Genomic DNA, 16,518 nt, shown 5'->3' with positions numbered 1-16,518 from the left:
AAAGAACAATCTTTTAAAATACTAAAAAAACAGCATTTTTTATATGTAAAAATGTCAGAATGTCGCCGCCAAGTTTTTAGCTGTCACATGCTCTCTGCTTGAAAATTGTGCCTGTAAAATGGCATAAGGTGACAATTTTTTAAATTAGGTCGATAATTTGAGCTGGTTTAAAATAGAGCTAAAGTTTTTAAATATCCTACCGTCAATTAAGGATATGTACCTAGTATAGAGTTTGATATGTTTATAACTATTGCAGTAATTTTTATCGTTCTGGCAACATTCTTGCTGATTATGTACAACATGTACTCTGATTATCTGTCCCGAAAGGAAGCAGATCAGCGTATGATGTTCAACCGGGCAAGAAATGTCATATCTGATGCAGACGAGCTGTTAATGAATCAGGCTCAGCTGCCATATTCAAAAACTCTGGTTCTGATCCTGCGCTATAGAATTTTAAATGCACTGCGCAAGCTGCAGGAGGATCCTCATGCAAAACATATCAATGAGAAGATCACTGAGCAGGAGCAGATGATACGCGATGTCAACGCCAACTTCCGCGAGGATATTGCCTTTAGAACTCCTGAAAATGATGTGGTGGCAGTAGGTCAGCTGCGTGCTATCCGCCGTCTGCGCAAACTTATCTATACAGAAATCAGATCAGGCACCCCTGTTGATCCTGTCTTATGTCAGAAAGAGGATAAGCGCCTGTCACTTTTGGTTATCAAGGTTAATATTTCCAATCTGATTCAGACTGTGCTTGAGCTCAAGCGTCTGCATCAGGTAGGTTCATGCCGTCAGCTTATTGAAAAAGGTCTTGATGTTATAAGAAAATCAGGCATCAAGGATGAGTGGCTGATGGAGAAGAGCTCTATCCTGTCACAGATTGCAGCCGATATTGAACGCGAGGTTAAGGATAAGGGCGAGAAGACTGTTCAAAAGAAGATTGAGACAGAAAAAGAAGAAGTCTCAGAGCTTGATCAGCTCTTTGGCGATAAAAAGAAATGGTAATCTGCCTTATCTGATTATAAAAAGCCTGCCTTTGAAAAAATGCAGGCTTTTTTAATCCTCTCATAAATGTATAAGATCTCTTGATTCTCTGGCTGTTATACAGATTTGCACAGCGCTCTGAGACCTGTCTTATGTCTATTTTCTAACAAGAGTCAGTGCCCTTGTAATAAAGTTTGAGCCAAAGTTAATACCAAAGCGGGCCGAGGCGGCCCCCGGCATACTCTGAGACTGTCCTGTCATAAAGACTAAAGATGAGAGCATAGAGGGCAGGGTCTTTGACAGAGCGTACATCAAAAGTGATAAAAAGATTAAAAACATATGCGATCTTATATTATCAAGAGCTCCATCCTCTTTGAGCAGGGATATTGTGTCTTTGATAATATCCTTGTGCACTGTACATAAAAAAGCTATGGTAAAGAGCTCAAGGCCTGAGGCAAAGATGGATTTTATATAGTTGATGGCAATATCGCGTGTAGCTGACAGAGCTGCAGTGCCCAGGCAGGCAATACCTAGCACGCAGAGCATATAGGCGCTGACATAGCTTACTATATAGCGCACCACAATAAGAAAGTTTAAGATTAAAAAGGCTATAGCTGTGGTCTTGATGACAAAGACATCGGCAATATTGTAGATATCAAAATCAATATTTGAGAGCGAGGAGTAGGCATTAAGACACATCTCAAGCATGGTATAGGGCGAGGCATGTGAGGTGCGCGAGGCGCCTATGGCACTTAGCGAGTCAATAATGGCAGCTCCAATCTCAGGACCGTTTTCAATAATATATTTAAAAAAGCCTATGATAAGCATGTACTTTACAAGTATATGAAAAAAGGCTCTAAGATCGCTGTCTTTGAAGATAAGCTTTATTCCTGTAAGCACAAAGGATATACCGCACAGATAATAAAAGGTCTTCATGGCAAAGGCTGTAATATCAGTGCGTATTGAGGCTGTGTGCTTTAAAATAATATCTATGCTCTGCTGCACATGCATACTGTCTATGGGCTGGGCATTGACAGATGGCAGCGCTAAAAGCAGCGCTGCAAGTGCTGTATAAAGATAAAGCTTCACTTATCTGCCCATCCTTGATTTAAGGCTTAAATCAAAATCAGGCTCAAGACCTGAGAGTCTGGCATAGAGCCTTGATGACATGGCCTTTTTAATATTTTTATCCTGCACCCTGGTAGCTGTGTCAAGGCTTAAAAATTCAACCACAGAGGCAAACTGATCATTTAGGGCAATTAAGGAAGATCCGGCCTGGGCATTGATTTTAGCCATGGTATCAAGAGCATCAGAGCGGCTGGTGGCATCGCGACCTTCAAAGCTAAGCTGTGAGAGCTCATGGATCTGCTGTTTTAAAGACTGTTTGACCATACGCGCCTGATGTATGGCACGCTCAGAGCGCATTGAGGCCACCTCGTCAAATGATCTTAGCTTCTCCTGCAGCATGCATTTGCTGTCTTTAAGACAGCTTGCAATGACTTTACTGCGGCTTTTAGATACAAGATAAGCACTGCCTTTTTCCATCTCATCGGCAAGTGCATGCGAGGCGGTCAGAATTTTAATTGAATCGCTGTTAAGCTTTGATACACGCTCCCAGCTTTGCTTATGGCTCATGACCATATCGCTTCTTAAAAGCTCATTGGTCTTTAACTGTTCATTGAGTTTGGCTATCTGATTGCTGTTATCATGAGCCCACTGCGCAAAGGTGGCTGCTTTAAATTCCATAACCTGGGCATCATTATTGCCCTTGCTGTAAGCTGTGTTAAAAGGCAGCTGCCCCATAAAGACAAATACACAAAAAGCCCACAGGCTTAAAAAACGGTATAGCATCAGTAGTTATAATCCTTGTAGCTGTTATCAAAATAAATATCACTAGTAAGTGTCAGGTTGAATGGATAGCCGCTGCCTACCTCAAGGGTTGGGGCAATGGCCATATTCTGTCTTATACTTTCAGACAAGGCAGCACCCAGGCTCTGAGTTAAAGCCTCATACAGGGCAGAGGAGCCTGTCACACGTCCGTTGTCATCATACTCACGTCCTCCTGCTATGCTTACAGAGGCACTTATGGTGCCAAGCAGGGCTGAGTAGGTTAAAAGGCGCATAAGATGGGTATTAACATCAGCCTCAAGTCCTGCCATTCCATCATTGCCAGAGACAGGCATGGCACCTAAATCAAGGGCTCTGCCATCTGGAAAGACAAGGCGGTTGAAGCCTAACATCACCCTCTCAGCTCCCATGGCAGGTGAGGCATTGTACTGTCCTATAAGCTTGGAGCCGCGCGGAATTAAAAGATAGCGTCCTGTAGGCGTATCATAGACATTGCGTGTTATCTGCGCACTTACCTGTCCTGGCAATGAGGAGTTTATACCAGTAAGCAAGATGGCAGGCAGTACTGCTCCCTGTCTTAAAAGATAAGGGGTGCTTACAGTCTGCACCTTGTGTTTAAGGGTATAGTTATTATGCTCAAGTACCTTATAGCCATCAAGAGTACTTATGGCCTTGTTTTTATCCTCAGACAGGATAGGGCCTGATGATGGATAAGTACTCTGATGTACAGCGCCGCCTGAAAGAGATCCTGCAGATACAGCTGTATTTGCAGCATTTACAGGATAGACAGCACAGGCCCTGTCATTGACAGCAGCAAGTCCACCACTCTGTCCTATATTAAGACGCGAGGAGCTTTTAACTGCATCATTAAAGGCACTGATGCGCTTATCATACAAAGACTGCGTATCCTGTGACATACTCCTGCGCAGGCTTTGATCCTCTACCCCACTGTCATAGACATAGGTATTTATGTCAGTATCAATCTTATTTTGTGACAGAGAGTCATTAAGCTGTGACAGATTTTCTTTGTAGTTTGTATCAAGCTCATCTAAAAGCACATTGCTTTGCAGCTTGTGTGACTCTAAAGTTTCATTAGGATCTGCACTCAAAGAGCTGTTTTGTAAAAATAAATCAGAGCCTAAAAGCTTTTGCTCAAAGCTCTCAAGGGCATCCTTATCTTTTTTTTCATCATCCTTTAGATAATAAGAGCTGACACCAGAGTTTCTTTTTAAGGTCTCAAGCAGGGGATTGGCCATATTCATGCTGCTTTTTTGAACATCTGATGTCTTTTGAGGCTCTTTAGTCAAAGATCTTGTGTGCACAATAAAAATGGCATAGACAGAGAGCAGCACAAAAAGCATGATGATAATGGCAATAATCAGCCTGATGCGCTTTTTATCATACAGCATTAAACTCATGCCATTTCCCCGTCATGACCTGTGGCATCAAAATTAAAGGCAGAGAGGGCAAAGGTCTGATGGGCATTCTTGCCATAGAGTCGGTTTATACTGCCATATGGGGTTTCAATGAGCATAAAAAGCTCGGTTTTGCTGTCATTCTCCTTAAAGGTGATAAAGGCGCTGCTGCTGTCATCACTCTCATAGGGACTTACTCTTACATTGTATTTTTGCAGCAGGGCTCGGTAGATAAAGCCTTTGCTGTCTGTATCATCAATGACATAGTCAAGTGAGCCAAGATTGTCTGTAGTGCGGATAAATGTGGCCGCATCTTTTAAAATAAGATCATAATCAAAGCTTAAACAATAGCCCTGTGTTCCATCAAAGAGCATAAAGTTAGCATTGTGCAGCGCTGCGGCTGTTTCTGCAGTCTCCTTGCTGTTATCAAGAACTGAGCAAGAGCATAAAAGAGCGCTGTTAAGGCCTACAAGCGCCAGAGTCTTTAAATATTTAAGCATTTTCTATCCTTTGTTGATAATGTCTACCTGAAGATTGCTGCCATAGTCATTTAGCATCAATCTTGCTTTGTTGAAAATTCCATCGACTACATAGGTTGAGCCTACAAGACGATAATTGATAACAGAGGAGCTGTCTTTTTGAAACATTCTGCCCTCCTGTATTAAAACCAGGGCCGGAGCGCCTTTTTGTAAAGTGCGTCTGTCCATTTCTATAAAGGTCTGTACATTGTCATGATAGACCTCAAGCGGCATGATCTCCTCATCACCCTCAAGCTCGAAGGTGTAGTTGCGCCTGTGCCTGGCCACTTTTTTAACCGAGGCTGCAGGGAAAGGGCGCGATACAGCATCGGCACCAGATGGCATGCGCGATAGGGCCGGGGCTTTAAAGTTAAGCGAGCTTAACTGCTGCTGCGGGTAGATAAAGACAACAGATGGCATAAAATCATCTAGCGTTGATTTTAAGTTTAAATTGTAGGTACGCCTGTCTGTGGCCACTATCATGGAGGTAAACAGATCAGTATCAAGGGGCTTTACAATAAGATGACTGACCTGTCCCTGAGGCGAGCCTGAGATAGCTGAATCTACAGACCATCTTGCCGCATCACCAATCTGCACTGAATTTATAACCTCGCCCGGTTCAAAGGCAATATCGGTCAGATGCAGTATGGCACAGACAATAGAGGGCTGACTTGAGCCGTAGCTGAAGACTACCTGACCTGGTCTTGAGGCTGAGCCGTTAAGGCCCAGGCCATCAACACCGCGTCTGTCTCTGTCCTTTAGCTGCTGCAGAGTCTCATAGTCGCTGTCATTTAAAAAACTGCCGCCGTTTGGGTTTTGCGCATAGCTGTCATAGGCGCTGTCGGCATGTACCTGTGCGCTGCTAACTGCAAGTAAAATTGGCACAATATATTTAATATCTTGTCTGCGGTGTGGCAATAATTTCACTTACACTGTACTCCTTAATAAAAATACCTAAAGGATTTAACAGCATGCCCTCTGTGGAGATGACGCTGTCAAGATCTATTTCATACACTAAAAGCGCCCGCATGGTTCTGTCTTTAACCGCCCCGCTGTCAAGTGAGGTTGTAGTCTCGACAAAATCTATCTGCGCACTGCCATTTGAGCCATAGAGCACATTGACTATAGCCACAGATCGCCTCTGACTTTCAGACAGCTGCAGCGGATTGTTTTTTATAAAATAGTCATTAAGCTCATTTATGATGTTTTTATCCTTTAAATAGGCATAGCTTTTAATTACAGACTGACTCTGCACATCCTGATCGCTGCTGATAAGACGCACATTTTTTATAAAAGAGCACAGCTCGGTGACAATGGCAGCCTTGGGTATGGCTTCAGCCTTTTGCAGCCTGTCACTGGCAAGTACCACTCCATGACTGTCAACGCCTATAACATAAGGCACAATGCTTTTGTGCGTATAGATATACAGGCAGGTGGCAAAGGCAATAAGCGCAAGTGACAGACTTAAAAGACATATAACAGTTATAAAAACCTGATGCTTTAGCGTCTTATGCGCCTGATTTATAGCTAAAAGTCCCTGATATTCATGCAAGATGTTCATAAAAGGCATTTCCAAAAATTGCATAGCATCTGTCAACCTCATCCACAGCCGCAGCCCCGCTTACAGACAGAAGCTTAAGCTCGCTGTCTGTAAGATTGAGCTCTATCAGGGCTTTGTTTGAGTTTTTGACAAAATAATAGTGTTTTTTATTTACAGCCCTGGCTATGGTTTTAATGTCATTGTCATTAAGACCCATATCCTCATAGGCTTTAATACTGTATCTGCTCTCACCAAGAGCAGGATTTGGCAGATAGATGCGTGTCTTGATGCAGTCTAAAAAGATGCGCGAGATGGAGCTTGACATCAGATCATCTACACTTTGTGTGGCAAGAATGACAAAGATATTATCCTTGCGCAGAGTCTTGAGCCAGGAGACAAGCTGCTTTGCAAAAAGCTCATCTTTTAGCACCAGCCACGCCTCATCAATGACAATGGCCTTGGGCTTTTTATCCTTGACTCTCATTCTTTCAACAAGATTGAACAAATGGCGTAAAATGGCACCGGCTGAGATATCCGATCTTTCAAACAGACCCTCAAGCTCCACAGTTGTGACCTTATTGTCAAGACACAGATCATCACAGCCATCAAGAGGCGAGACAAAACCGCTTACTGACAGATAAGGCTGCATGGCCTCAAGCAGCTGTCTTTTATTAAGATAGGAGCAAAAGGCTGTAAGCGTGCGCTCATAATGCGGCAGCTGTGCTGTAAGATTTAAAGCTGTATCTATATCATCTCTGTACTCTTTTAAAAACTCCATACCTGTAAGGCGCAGCAGATATTCAATATAATCGCGCGCCAGAGCCATATCCTCGGTACTGTCTAAATGATAAAGAGGGCACAGCTGTGCATCTTTTGACTTAAGCTCAAGATGGCTGCCGCCAAGGGCCCTGGTCAGAGCATAAAAGGAATAGCCTTTTTCAAAGATAACAACAGATATATCCTCATAGCGCAGCAGATTTAAGATAAGATGGCCCAAAAGCACTGATTTGCCAGATCCAGGCGGGCCAATGACCAGGGTATTGGCCAGATCCTTATCATGCAGATTTAAATAAAAGGCCTGTTTTTTATCACTTATGGCCTGACACAGAGGGGATAACATACCTGGCAGAGTATTTGGCGATACACTCTCTCCTGTATACTCAGTGTACAGCGGTATAAGATCACAAAGCACAGTGGATGAGATAATAGGGCGCCTTAGATTTTCAAACATATGCCCAGGCAGTGAGCCTAAAAAGGCCTCCATGGCATTGACGCTCTCAGCACGGCCCTTAAAGCCTATGGCATCCAGGGTTTTAAAGATAAGCATCTTTTTATCATCAAGGCGCTTGGCATCTGTATCTCTTATAATAAGATTAAGACACATGGAGCCAAAGCACGAGAGCCCCTTGTCAAGCTGGGCTTTTGCCTCATCAATCTCCTCTATACTGTCACTGGCATGACGGTTTTCCCTGTAGCTGTGTGTATCGGTAAGCTGGGCAAAAAAGCCTTTTGACTTTTGTGACCACATACGTCTGTATTTTTCAAGATACAGAGCGGATATGACAGAGTCAAAGGCCATATACCTAAGGTTAAGACGCAGAGCAAAGGGCAGCGAGCCAAGAGTGTCGGCCATGGCAAAAAAGCTCTCATAGGGCAGACCTTCAATGGCTATGACAGCCACTCTCTCACCTTCAATTTCAATATGATCATCAACCTTTACATCAAAGGGGGATAAGGTCAGATCAAGAAAGTCAGACTGTGCGCAGCTAAGATGCACATTCCTGTCATAGATGCATTTGAAAATAAAATCTACAGCCTCATGACCTGTAAAAGACTCATTTTCAATAAGGCTAAGCGCTCTTACTTTGGCAAAATGCTCAAGGGTGCGTGTCAGGGTGGATAAAGTGGCTCTGAAAGATTCAAGCTCTCCTTGCAGCGACACCTCTTTTTTACCCTTTAGCACATTGCCATCAAAGCCCCGGCCTTTTTTGCTTATGCCTATGTAAAAACTGTTTTTAAAGACACCATCGGACAGGAGCTTTTCATGGCGCCTGGCATCTAGCATACGGGCAAAGTCATTGCTGCCTTTAAACAAAGGCTTATAGTCTGTATCTTTGTCGCGCAGCAGATCAAAGTGCAGACACAAAGAGCCATCAAGTCTGTGCACCATGCTCTGTAAAAGCCTGACACATTCATTGACTCTGTCATCTGCAGCATGGCTCAGATCATCTGCCTCTATGGCAAAAATACTCAAAAGAGCGCCGTTTTTGAGCACAATAACGTTGTTATCTGCTATAAAGGCATAATCTAGAAGATCGCAAAAGGCAGGACTTGTATCAGTGCCCTTTTTAAAATAGCGTGCCCTGTATACTGTAATCAAGGCGGCAACTGCTGTTAAAAGCGCAACAGCTAAAGACAGGGCGATAATAATATCACTCATTTTCTAAAACCGCCTTTATCAAACATAAGGCCCTGAGCTCTGTAGTGCGAGCTGTAGCGCAGCGATCTTATATACACTTTGCGCAAGAGCAGATCATTGCGCGCCATGGTGTATAAAAGTCCATAGCACAGTGCAAAGAGCACAAGACTTATTAAGGTGACAGAGATGCTAAGGGCAATCATATTTATGGCAATTAAAATAAGCAGCATAAACATGGTAAGTTCACGATCTGTACCTAAAAACTTCTGATGCTCAAGCAAAGCCTGTACGCTTTTATGGCGCTTTATCATAAATCAGATCACAGCTCCGTTGAAAAAGTTGGTTAAAAGGGAGTTGGCGCCGATTAAAAAGGTCATAACCAGTACAATGTAGATTAAAGAGCGCATAAAGCGTGTAATCTCGCCGCCGGCAAAAATTAAGGTAGCGCCAGAGCAGACAATGCCTATTAAAGCCACAGATGAGGCTACAGGGCCTGTCAGGCTTTTTTGCAGTGTAATAAGCCATGACTCATAGGGCAGATATGACTGTCCTGAGCTTGCCTGAGAGGCCAGGGCAGTATTTAATGCGGCATACATAAAGGTTATAAGGGCACAAAGCTTTAGCATATATATTTCTCCTTAAACTATGCTGTGGTAGATAAAACGGCCGTTGTCATAGCCTGTGACACAGGCAATATCTGCTATATGACGTACGGGTCTGGTTTTTAAAATGACAATAAGATCAAGAGCCTGGGTTAAAAACGGCTCTATAAGACGCGGGGCGCTTTTGTGGCGCGAGATTAAAAGTACCAGGCGCATTAAAGCCTGCTCAATGGAGCCTGCATGCAGTGTGCACAGTCCGCCGCTGTGACCTGTGGACAGAGCATCAATCAGATCAAGGGCCTCAGCGCCGCGCACCTCGCCTACAATAATTCTGTCAGGTCTTAACCTTAAGGCCTGACGCACCAGTGCTGACATATCGCTTGCATCATTGGCATAAAGACAGATGTGATTGTCACAGGATAATGTAAGCTCGGGAGTATCCTCCAAAAGTAGCAGACGATCATAGGGGGCAATGGTTAAAAGCTCATTGAGCATGGCATTGACCAGTGTGGTCTTGCCAGAGCTGGTCTCGCCGCAGATAATAACTGAGCGCCTGTCACTCAATGCCTTGCATAAAATCTCAAGCTGCCTGTCAGTCAACATGCCATTATCCTTTAACATCTCAATGGATAAAGACAGTGAGCCATGCTTTCTTATGCTAAAGCAAGGAGCTTTTACCAAAGGCGGAAGCACACCTTCAAAGCGGGCATTGTAAAAGGGCATATGGCCTGAGACTATGGCATTTTGGGCATTTATCTCTGTATTAAAGAATGTGGCCATGGTTCTTATAATGCTCTGAGAGCGCAGAGCATCTAAGGACATAGCCTTGTGCATGCCACAGCCACGCGCCTCTATAAATACGCTGCCATCGGCATTTAGCATAATCTCCTCAATATTCTCATCTTCAAGAATTGAGCACAGATCATCGCCAAGGCGCGACTTTAAAAAACTCTCACCTAAATTTTTAATATCACTCATAGCTACCTCAAAAAGTATGAGTGAGTATAGAGATTTAACTTTTTATGACTGCAAAGGCAGGTGAACTTTGAGGGGAAAATTTAAAAAAGTCAGGATAAAGGACTGATATTGTGAGTTTTTTTAATATTTATATTTTTAAAACAGATATGGCCTCAAGCCTTAGATATATGCTTTTTGGTGCTAGAGCCTGGTGTGAAAAAAAAAGACTGTCTTGTGACAGCCTTTTTGAGATTTTAACATGAAATATTATTGAGCTGCGGCTTTTTGCTCAGCCTTTTTCTGCAGTCTCTGTGCTCTCTTGCATACTGCTGCTGTAAAGAGCACGTCGGTAAAGCTGTTGAGGGCAGTTTCTGTTGAGTCCTGCAGCACACCGATAATAAAGCCAATACCTACAATCTGCATGGCTACATCATTGCCAATACCAAAGATGGAGCAGGCAAGAGGAATAAGCATTAATGAGCCGCCGGCTACACCTGAGGCACCACAGGCACACAGTACAGCTGAGATGGACATTAAAAGAGCAGAGAAGAAGTCAACCTCAATACCTAGGGTGTGTACAGCTGCCATGGTCATGATAACTATGGTTACAGCAGCACCTGACATATTGATGGTGGCACCTAATGGAATAGAGATGGTATAGGTTTCACGTGGCAGATTGAGTTTTTCACATAAGGCCAGATTTACAGGCAGATTGGCTGCAGATGATCTGGTAAAGAAGGCTGTTACGCCTGATCTTGCAACGCAGGTGAAAATAAGCGGATATGGATTTTCACGTGTCATGTAATAGACAATGCCGGCATTTAGCACAAAGCCAATGAGCAGCATGGAGCCTATGAGTACTAAAAGTACGTGTACATAGTTTAAAAGATTGGCAAAGCCGCCTTCCTGTGTCACTGATGAGTAGACAAGACCCATAACACCAAGTGGGGCAAAGCGGATGATGATACGTACCACACCAGCTACGCTCTGTGTTAAATCCTCAAGTACCTTTTTGGTATTGTCATGAGCTGTTCTGAACATTAGACCTAAAGCAATAGCCCAGAATAAAATGGCAATATAGTTGCCGTTCATAAGAGCGGTGACTGGATTGTCAATTGCCTGATTTACAAAGTTGGTTAAAACCTCGGCAATACCCTGTGGCGGACTTAAGTCATCAGCGGCACTGGCAAGCTCTGAGAAGGTGCTTGGGAAGATATAGCTCATGGACAGGGCCAGGGTAGAGGCCAGCACCATGGAGATAAAATAGACAACCACAATAGGGCGCATATTGCTCTGTGTGCCCTTTTCATGACGGGCAATGGCTGCTGCTACAAGCACAAAAACCAAAATAGGGGCAACCGATTTGAGAGCCTTTACAAATAAAGATCCCATAGTTGGAAGAACAGTGTGATCGTTTGGATAGATGGCTCCTATGATGACACCGATGATAAGACCTGCAAGGATCTGCATAATAAACGGCACCTTGTTGAGGGTGCTGGCTAAAAGTGCCTGCGGATTTCTTGATTCTGACATAGTAAAACTCTTTATCTGCAAAAATAAAAATCAGACTAATTATACATATATGTATAGGTATAACCTAACTATGCATTAAAATGGTGCAAGATTAGAAGGTTTAACAGAATATTCCTTGATTTTGTTCAAAAATGATTAAGGCAAAGTGTGATGTCAGATGGGTTTTATGTAGACTGCATTAGATAAAAATCATACTTATTGCAAAAGATTTTTTTGTATGTGCCGCTTAAATATCACCACATTCCTTTATCTGTATAAAATGCAGATACTGCACTATTTATCAAAGTACATGCACTTTTTTAATTTATAGATCTTAAAGTCTATAGTGCTTTTGTAATACAGAATGCACTGTCAGCTGCGGGCATGGCAGTGTGTAAGATGGCCTTGGGAGAAAAAGCAAGCATGTTTTCTGGTGGCCGATGCATGCATTATTTTGATGCATAACATGATACAAAGCTTACGTATATGGCCTTAATGCTGTTATATTTTGGTGATACGTTTTATCATTAAGTCTGTTTTTGCTATAATTGTGAAGCTAAATTGTACAGACACAGGATTTGTATATGTCAGAAAATATTGATACCTCACAGCAGAGCGCCTTAAACCGCTTTTTAAACTTTATTGAAAGAGCAGGCAATAAACTTCCGCACATTACCATGCTCTTTATCTATGCCCTTATCATTGCGCTTATTCTTTCTTTTGCCCTGTCATATATCAACTTTGATTATGTGCATCCAAAAACCGGAGAGAAGATTGCCATTTTAAATATGCTGGCCCCTGGCAATATTATTGATCTTATGGTCAAGTCAGTGTCAAACTTCATGGCCTTCCCGCCTCTTGGCATTACCATTGTGGCTACACTGGGTATTGGTATTGCAGAGGGCTCTGGTTTTATCAATGTGCTTTTAAAGAAGCTTTTGAGCATTACCCCAAGAAAATATCTGACCCCGGCAGTTATTACAGTGGCTGTATTCTGCCATTTAGCCTCAGACAGTGTGTATGTAGTGCTTATGCCGGTTTCAGCTTTAATGTTCTATGCCTGTGGCCGTCATCCTTTAGCCGGCATTGCCTGCTCCTTTGCAGGTCTTGCAGGCGGCTTTACAGCAAGCTTCACTCCATCAATTATCGATCCTGTAATGCAGGGTTTTACACAGGCTGCAGCCCACACCATTGATCCTGCCTATCAGGTCAATGTACTGTGTAATTACTTCTTTGCCCTAGGCGGCACCATCTTTGTTATTCTCTCATGCTGGTATGTAACAGATAGGATTGTAGAGCCAAGACTTAATCAGACCATGCCTGTTGACAATGACATCAAGGATGATCCTGAGCTTGCCATTCATGATCTGCACGAGCATGAGAAAAAGGCCTTTAGCAAGGCTGTCTGGGCCGAGTTTGCTCTTTTAGCTCTGATCTTTGCCATCTGTTATCCAGAGTCATCCATCATGCGCGCCCCTGATGGCTCTTTAACCTCACCTCAGTCTCCTGTCATGCAGGGTCTGGTGCCAATTCTGTTTTTAGTCTTTTCAACACCTGGTCTTGTCTACGGTATTGCCTCAGGCTCATTCAAGAGCACCACTGATGTGATTAAGGCAATGGAAAATGTAATGCGCATGCTGCTGTCCTTTATTGTGTTCTGTTTCTTTGCAGCACAGTTTTTATATGTCTTTGGACAGTCAAATATAGGTGCACTGCTTGCCATCTCTGGAGCTGAGTTCCTGCGCGATCTGGGTATGCCATCTGGTATTACCCTCTTTGGTATTATTTTGCTCACAGGTATGCTTAATATTCTTATTACCTCAGCTACCTCAAAGTGGGCTATTCTCTCCACCATTTTCGTGCCTATGCTTATGATGCTTGGCATCTCACCTGAGCTTACACAGGCTGCCTTCCGCGTCTCTGACAGCTCGGTTAACGTATCAACACCGCTCTTCCCATTCTATCCGCTGCTTATTATGTACTGTCAGCGTTATGCCAAGAATGCAGGTGTGGGAACACTGTGCTCGATGATGATTCCATATACAGTGGCTCTTATGATAGTACTTACAGCTGTGCTCTATGCCTTCTGGATGCTTGAGATTCCACTGGGCTTTGACAGTGGCTATACCTACGACAAGCCATTGCCATAGAGTTTTGACAATAAAAAAATGCAGGTCACAGGATCTGCATTTTTTTTGGCGGTGTGTTATAAAAAATTTTTAATCCAGATCTCTTATGTCAGAGAGATTTCTGTACTTAAGCGGACTGACGTTCAAAGCCCTTTTAAAGAAGGTCACAAAGTTTGAGGCATTGGTAAAGCCAAGTGACATGGCAATATCCTCAATCTTCATATCAGTGTTTTTAATTAAAAGCTTGGCCTTTTTTATCTTCTGATAATGCACATAGGTGGCAACTGACATATCAAGATGTTTTTTAAACAGATCCTGCAGATAGTCAGCTGAAATATTTAAATGTGCTGCAATATCATTGACGCGTATGCGCTCGGTAAGATTTTTGTCAATATAGACTATGGCCTTTTTGATTCTTTCATCTGAAGGCAGACTGTTGGTGTGTTTAAAGTTTTTAACCTCACGGGCAAAGGTCAGTGCCGCCTCATTGTATATGGCTGTGACCTCTTCTGCCGATCGGGCCTTTTCAATTCGCAGTATAAAGGCATCGCCAACTGAGTATATATGCTCAGAGCTAAGACCGCAGTCAATAACCTCGCGTGAGATTATAGTTATATCCACAATGGCCAGATTTTTAATATTGCGCAGTTCATTGAGCGCAATCTTGCCGCGCACACCTGCAAAAGGGGCATGGATAATATCAAGAATATGCTCATCATCGCCTCTGGCTATGGCCTTTTTAATATTGATCTCATACTCATGTGAATTGTGCGGTTCATTGATGCCTATATGATAGTGCATGACAGCAGACAGGCTTTCATTTAGCTTGCTGCTGTTGCTGCTGTTGCCAGGCACCTTGATATAAGGTTCTGCATTTAAATTATGCCCATAGAGCAAAAAGGAGATCATAGAGGCAATAAGCTTGGTGCTGCGCAATGTATGCTGCACAATGGCATCTGAGAGCACATTGTGGCGCAGTGTATAATCCTTAAGCTCAGTGGCGCTTACATAATTGACTGTAAGCGGACCTGAGACAAGATATTGTCTGCAGCCCGTGTCATTGTTATCACTCTGTGTATCCTTACCTGACAGGGCAAAGATTAAAAAGAAAATATGCTCGCTGTCATAATAGACAGAGAACTTATTATGCCGCATGGCAAAATCTTTAATGCACTTTTTAAGATCTGGCGATGAGACTAGAGGATTGCAGTTATTATCAATGCCAAGCAGCTCTGTATAGTTTTCATCTTCATCAAGTATACAGGCCGGGGCCTTTAAAAGAGAGAGCGAGTGAATGACAAGCTCTTTTATATCTTCTTTTTTAAAAACTCTGTCATGGAGCTGCATGGCGTGAGCCTCTTAAGGTTATAAAGGAGAGCAGGGCCATGACAAGACAGAGCAGGGCTACAAAGACAAACATGGTTGAAAGTGATGTCAGTGTGGCAATGGCACCTAGAATTCCAGGTCCTAAAAGCAGACCTGAATAGCCAAGCGTGCCTACAAAGGCAATAGCTTTGCCCTGATGTACAGCGTCAGTTTTAGCTGCAAGCGAGAACATTACAGGCACAATATTGGCAAGTGACAGACCTGCAATGAAAAAGCTTATAAGCATAAGATAAGGATCTTGGGTTGAGGCTATGGTAAACAAAGCTGCGGCACCTGTGACAGATCCTATGGTTAAAAGACGCAGCTCGCCTGTCTTTTGTACAAGGGAGTCGCCAAAAAAGCGCATGAGGGTAATGGCCCCTTCAAAGGCAAGATAGCCAAGGGTGGCAAGCTCAATGGCCACAGAGCCCTTTTCAATAAGATAGACACCAGACCAGTCATAGACCATGCCCTCTGTAAGATACATAATAAGAGCGATGATACCTAAGATAACAAGTATATAGCTTACTTTAAATTTAGAGGATGATGAGGCTGAGCTGTCTTTTTCATCAGTGTACTCGCCTTTAGTATCAATAAGGCGCGGATAAAGGGCCAGGGTTAGAATTATACCAAAGATGCTTAGCATCAGGGCTACAGAGAAGGTATGCAGCGAGGCATATAAAAGCAGGGTGAAAAACACGGCGGCAAAAATGCAGCCTAAGGTGAAAAATCCGTGAAAGCGTGACATAAGATGTTTGCCAGAGAGCTTTTCTAAAAGAGCTGCATGAATATTGTTGGCAACATCAAGCACACCAAGTGACATACCCCAGATCAGGGCCGAGGCATAGGCAAGAGGCAGTGTTATAGACTCAAGGGTTAAAAGCAGCATACTGCCATAAAGGGTGGCAAGCGAGAGTAGTATGACTTTTTTGACACCTGTTTTTGAGACTATATAGCCTGTCAGAGGCATACCTATAACTGCGCCCAGGCCAAAACATAAAATGATGCTGGCATAATGCATCTCATTTAAATCAAGACGCATTTTGACATAGGGCACCACGGAGGCCCATGGTGCAGTTGACAGACCGGCAGCAAAAAAGGCCAGAATGGTAGCCATTTTTGCATTTAGATACTGATCTTTTGTTATAGAGCTTTTATCACTTTTCCAGTGTGAGAAAAATGACAAAGCTCTTAGTGACAGATTGTAGATTTTTTCCTTTAACATC

The 16,518-nt window shown here is 43.1% G+C and carries 15 protein-coding genes; 2 read left to right on the top strand and 13 right to left on the bottom strand.

The features are described from left to right. Positions 1–237 precede the first annotated feature (237 nt). Positions 238–1,008, top strand: a complete 771-nt coding sequence (locus tag DRZ93_RS08725) for a hypothetical protein (RefSeq protein ID WP_113743943.1) — start codon at positions 238–240, stop codon at positions 1,006–1,008. Positions 1,009–1,143: 135 nt separating this feature from the next. Here DRZ93_RS08725 and trbL read toward each other — a convergent pair whose 3' ends face one another. The 11 genes from trbL to sstT all read right to left on the bottom strand — a co-directional run bounded on the left by trbL (position 1,144) and on the right by sstT (position 11,819). After that, the gene (gene trbL / locus DRZ93_RS08720) at positions 1,144–2,076 is read right to left on the bottom strand and encodes a P-type conjugative transfer protein TrbL (protein ID WP_113746373.1); all 933 of its coding nucleotides are present in this window, start codon (positions 2,074–2,076) and stop codon (positions 1,144–1,146) included. Then, positions 2,077–2,838, bottom strand: coding sequence for a hypothetical protein (locus tag DRZ93_RS08715; RefSeq protein WP_113746372.1), 762 nt, complete (start codon positions 2,836–2,838; stop codon positions 2,077–2,079). Then, positions 2,838–4,253: a TrbI/VirB10 family protein gene (locus tag DRZ93_RS08710; protein ID WP_113746371.1), complete on the bottom strand. Its 1,416-nt coding sequence runs from the start codon at positions 4,251–4,253 to the stop codon at positions 2,838–2,840. The genes DRZ93_RS08715 and DRZ93_RS08710 overlap by 1 nt, the downstream gene beginning before the upstream one ends. After that, positions 4,250–4,750: a hypothetical protein gene (locus DRZ93_RS08705; protein ID WP_113746370.1), complete on the bottom strand. Its 501-nt coding sequence runs from the start codon at positions 4,748–4,750 to the stop codon at positions 4,250–4,252. Before DRZ93_RS08705 ends, DRZ93_RS08710 begins: the two co-directional genes overlap by 4 nt. A 3-nt stretch (positions 4,751–4,753) precedes the next feature. Then, complete coding sequence (gene trbG / locus DRZ93_RS08700) at positions 4,754–5,695, bottom strand: P-type conjugative transfer protein TrbG (protein ID WP_113743949.1); 942 nt, start codon at positions 5,693–5,695, stop codon at positions 4,754–4,756. Next, positions 5,661–6,353 (bottom strand): VirB8 family type IV secretion system protein, encoded by a 693-nt coding sequence (locus DRZ93_RS08695; protein WP_172458150.1) that lies wholly within the window; start codon positions 6,351–6,353, stop codon positions 5,661–5,663. The genes trbG and DRZ93_RS08695 overlap by 35 nt, the downstream gene beginning before the upstream one ends. Next, positions 6,313–8,748: a TraG/VirB4 family ATPase gene (locus tag DRZ93_RS08690; protein WP_113746369.1), complete on the bottom strand. Its 2,436-nt coding sequence runs from the start codon at positions 8,746–8,748 to the stop codon at positions 6,313–6,315. Before DRZ93_RS08690 ends, DRZ93_RS08695 begins: the two co-directional genes overlap by 41 nt. Continuing rightward, positions 8,745–9,038 carry a VirB3 family type IV secretion system protein gene (locus DRZ93_RS08685; protein ID WP_113743952.1) on the bottom strand — a complete coding sequence of 98 codons (294 nt, stop codon included), beginning with the start codon at positions 9,036–9,038 and terminating at the stop codon, positions 8,745–8,747. The genes DRZ93_RS08690 and DRZ93_RS08685 overlap by 4 nt, the downstream gene beginning before the upstream one ends. Positions 9,039–9,041: 3 nt before the next feature. Then, positions 9,042–9,353, bottom strand: a complete 312-nt coding sequence (locus DRZ93_RS08680) for a TrbC/VirB2 family protein (RefSeq protein ID WP_113743953.1) — start codon at positions 9,351–9,353, stop codon at positions 9,042–9,044. Positions 9,354–9,365: 12 nt separating this feature from the next. Then, entirely contained in the window at positions 9,366–10,307 is a 942-nt protein-coding gene (locus DRZ93_RS08675; protein ID WP_113746368.1) for an ATPase, T2SS/T4P/T4SS family, read from the bottom strand. Positions 10,308–10,553: 246 nt separating this feature from the next. Continuing rightward, the gene (gene sstT, locus DRZ93_RS08670; protein WP_113743955.1) at positions 10,554–11,819 is read right to left on the bottom strand and encodes a serine/threonine transporter SstT; all 1,266 of its coding nucleotides are present in this window, start codon (positions 11,817–11,819) and stop codon (positions 10,554–10,556) included. Between the two features lie 563 nt (positions 11,820–12,382). Between sstT and DRZ93_RS08665 the strand changes: the two genes are divergently transcribed. After that, entirely contained in the window at positions 12,383–13,948 is a 1,566-nt protein-coding gene (locus tag DRZ93_RS08665) for an AbgT family transporter (RefSeq protein ID WP_113746367.1), read from the top strand. A gap of 69 nt (positions 13,949–14,017) precedes the next feature. Here DRZ93_RS08665 and DRZ93_RS08660 read toward each other — a convergent pair whose 3' ends face one another. Together DRZ93_RS08660 and DRZ93_RS08655 are read right to left on the bottom strand one after the other, a co-directional pair. Further along, complete coding sequence (locus tag DRZ93_RS08660) at positions 14,018–15,274, bottom strand: helix-turn-helix domain-containing protein (protein ID WP_113746366.1); 1,257 nt, start codon at positions 15,272–15,274, stop codon at positions 14,018–14,020. After that, on the bottom strand, positions 15,261–16,517 hold the full coding sequence (locus DRZ93_RS08655; RefSeq protein ID WP_113746365.1) for an MFS transporter: 1,257 nt from the start codon (positions 16,515–16,517) through the stop codon (positions 15,261–15,263). Before DRZ93_RS08655 ends, DRZ93_RS08660 begins: the two co-directional genes overlap by 14 nt. Position 16,518 lies beyond the last annotated feature (1 nt).

It is taken from the genome of Anaerobiospirillum thomasii, assembly GCF_900445255.1.
In the GTDB taxonomy this organism is placed as follows: Bacteria; Pseudomonadota; Gammaproteobacteria; order Enterobacterales; family Succinivibrionaceae; genus Anaerobiospirillum_A; species Anaerobiospirillum_A thomasii.
Note: the sequence above shows the minus strand (reverse complement) of the source record. Positions and strands in the feature narration are given on the sequence as shown.

Excerpts from the sequence above, each read along its gene's own strand:
- DRZ93_RS08695 (WP_172458150.1), bottom strand. The coding sequence starts at position 6,353 with ATGCAATTTTTGGAAATGCCTTTTATGAACATCTTGCATGAATATCAG.
- DRZ93_RS08665 (WP_113746367.1), top strand. The coding sequence starts at position 12,383 with ATGTCAGAAAATATTGATACCTCACAGCAGAGCGCCTTAAACCGCTTT.
- DRZ93_RS08725 (WP_113743943.1), top strand. The coding sequence starts at position 238 with ATGTTTATAACTATTGCAGTAATTTTTATCGTTCTGGCAACATTCTTG.
- DRZ93_RS08680 (WP_113743953.1), bottom strand. The coding sequence starts at position 9,353 with ATGCTAAAGCTTTGTGCCCTTATAACCTTTATGTATGCCGCATTAAAT.
- DRZ93_RS08685 (WP_113743952.1), bottom strand. The coding sequence starts at position 9,038 with ATGATAAAGCGCCATAAAAGCGTACAGGCTTTGCTTGAGCATCAGAAG.
- DRZ93_RS08710 (WP_113746371.1), bottom strand. The coding sequence starts at position 4,253 with ATGAGTTTAATGCTGTATGATAAAAAGCGCATCAGGCTGATTATTGCC.
- DRZ93_RS08715 (WP_113746372.1), bottom strand. The coding sequence starts at position 2,838 with ATGCTATACCGTTTTTTAAGCCTGTGGGCTTTTTGTGTATTTGTCTTT.
- DRZ93_RS08675 (WP_113746368.1), bottom strand. The coding sequence starts at position 10,307 with ATGAGTGATATTAAAAATTTAGGTGAGAGTTTTTTAAAGTCGCGCCTT.
- DRZ93_RS08705 (WP_113746370.1), bottom strand. The coding sequence starts at position 4,750 with ATGCTTAAATATTTAAAGACTCTGGCGCTTGTAGGCCTTAACAGCGCT.
- DRZ93_RS08660 (WP_113746366.1), bottom strand. The coding sequence starts at position 15,274 with ATGCAGCTCCATGACAGAGTTTTTAAAAAAGAAGATATAAAAGAGCTT.
- DRZ93_RS08690 (WP_113746369.1), bottom strand. The coding sequence starts at position 8,748 with ATGAGTGATATTATTATCGCCCTGTCTTTAGCTGTTGCGCTTTTAACA.
- sstT (WP_113743955.1), bottom strand. The coding sequence starts at position 11,819 with ATGTCAGAATCAAGAAATCCGCAGGCACTTTTAGCCAGCACCCTCAAC.
- DRZ93_RS08655 (WP_113746365.1), bottom strand. The coding sequence starts at position 16,517 with ATGTTAAAGGAAAAAATCTACAATCTGTCACTAAGAGCTTTGTCATTT.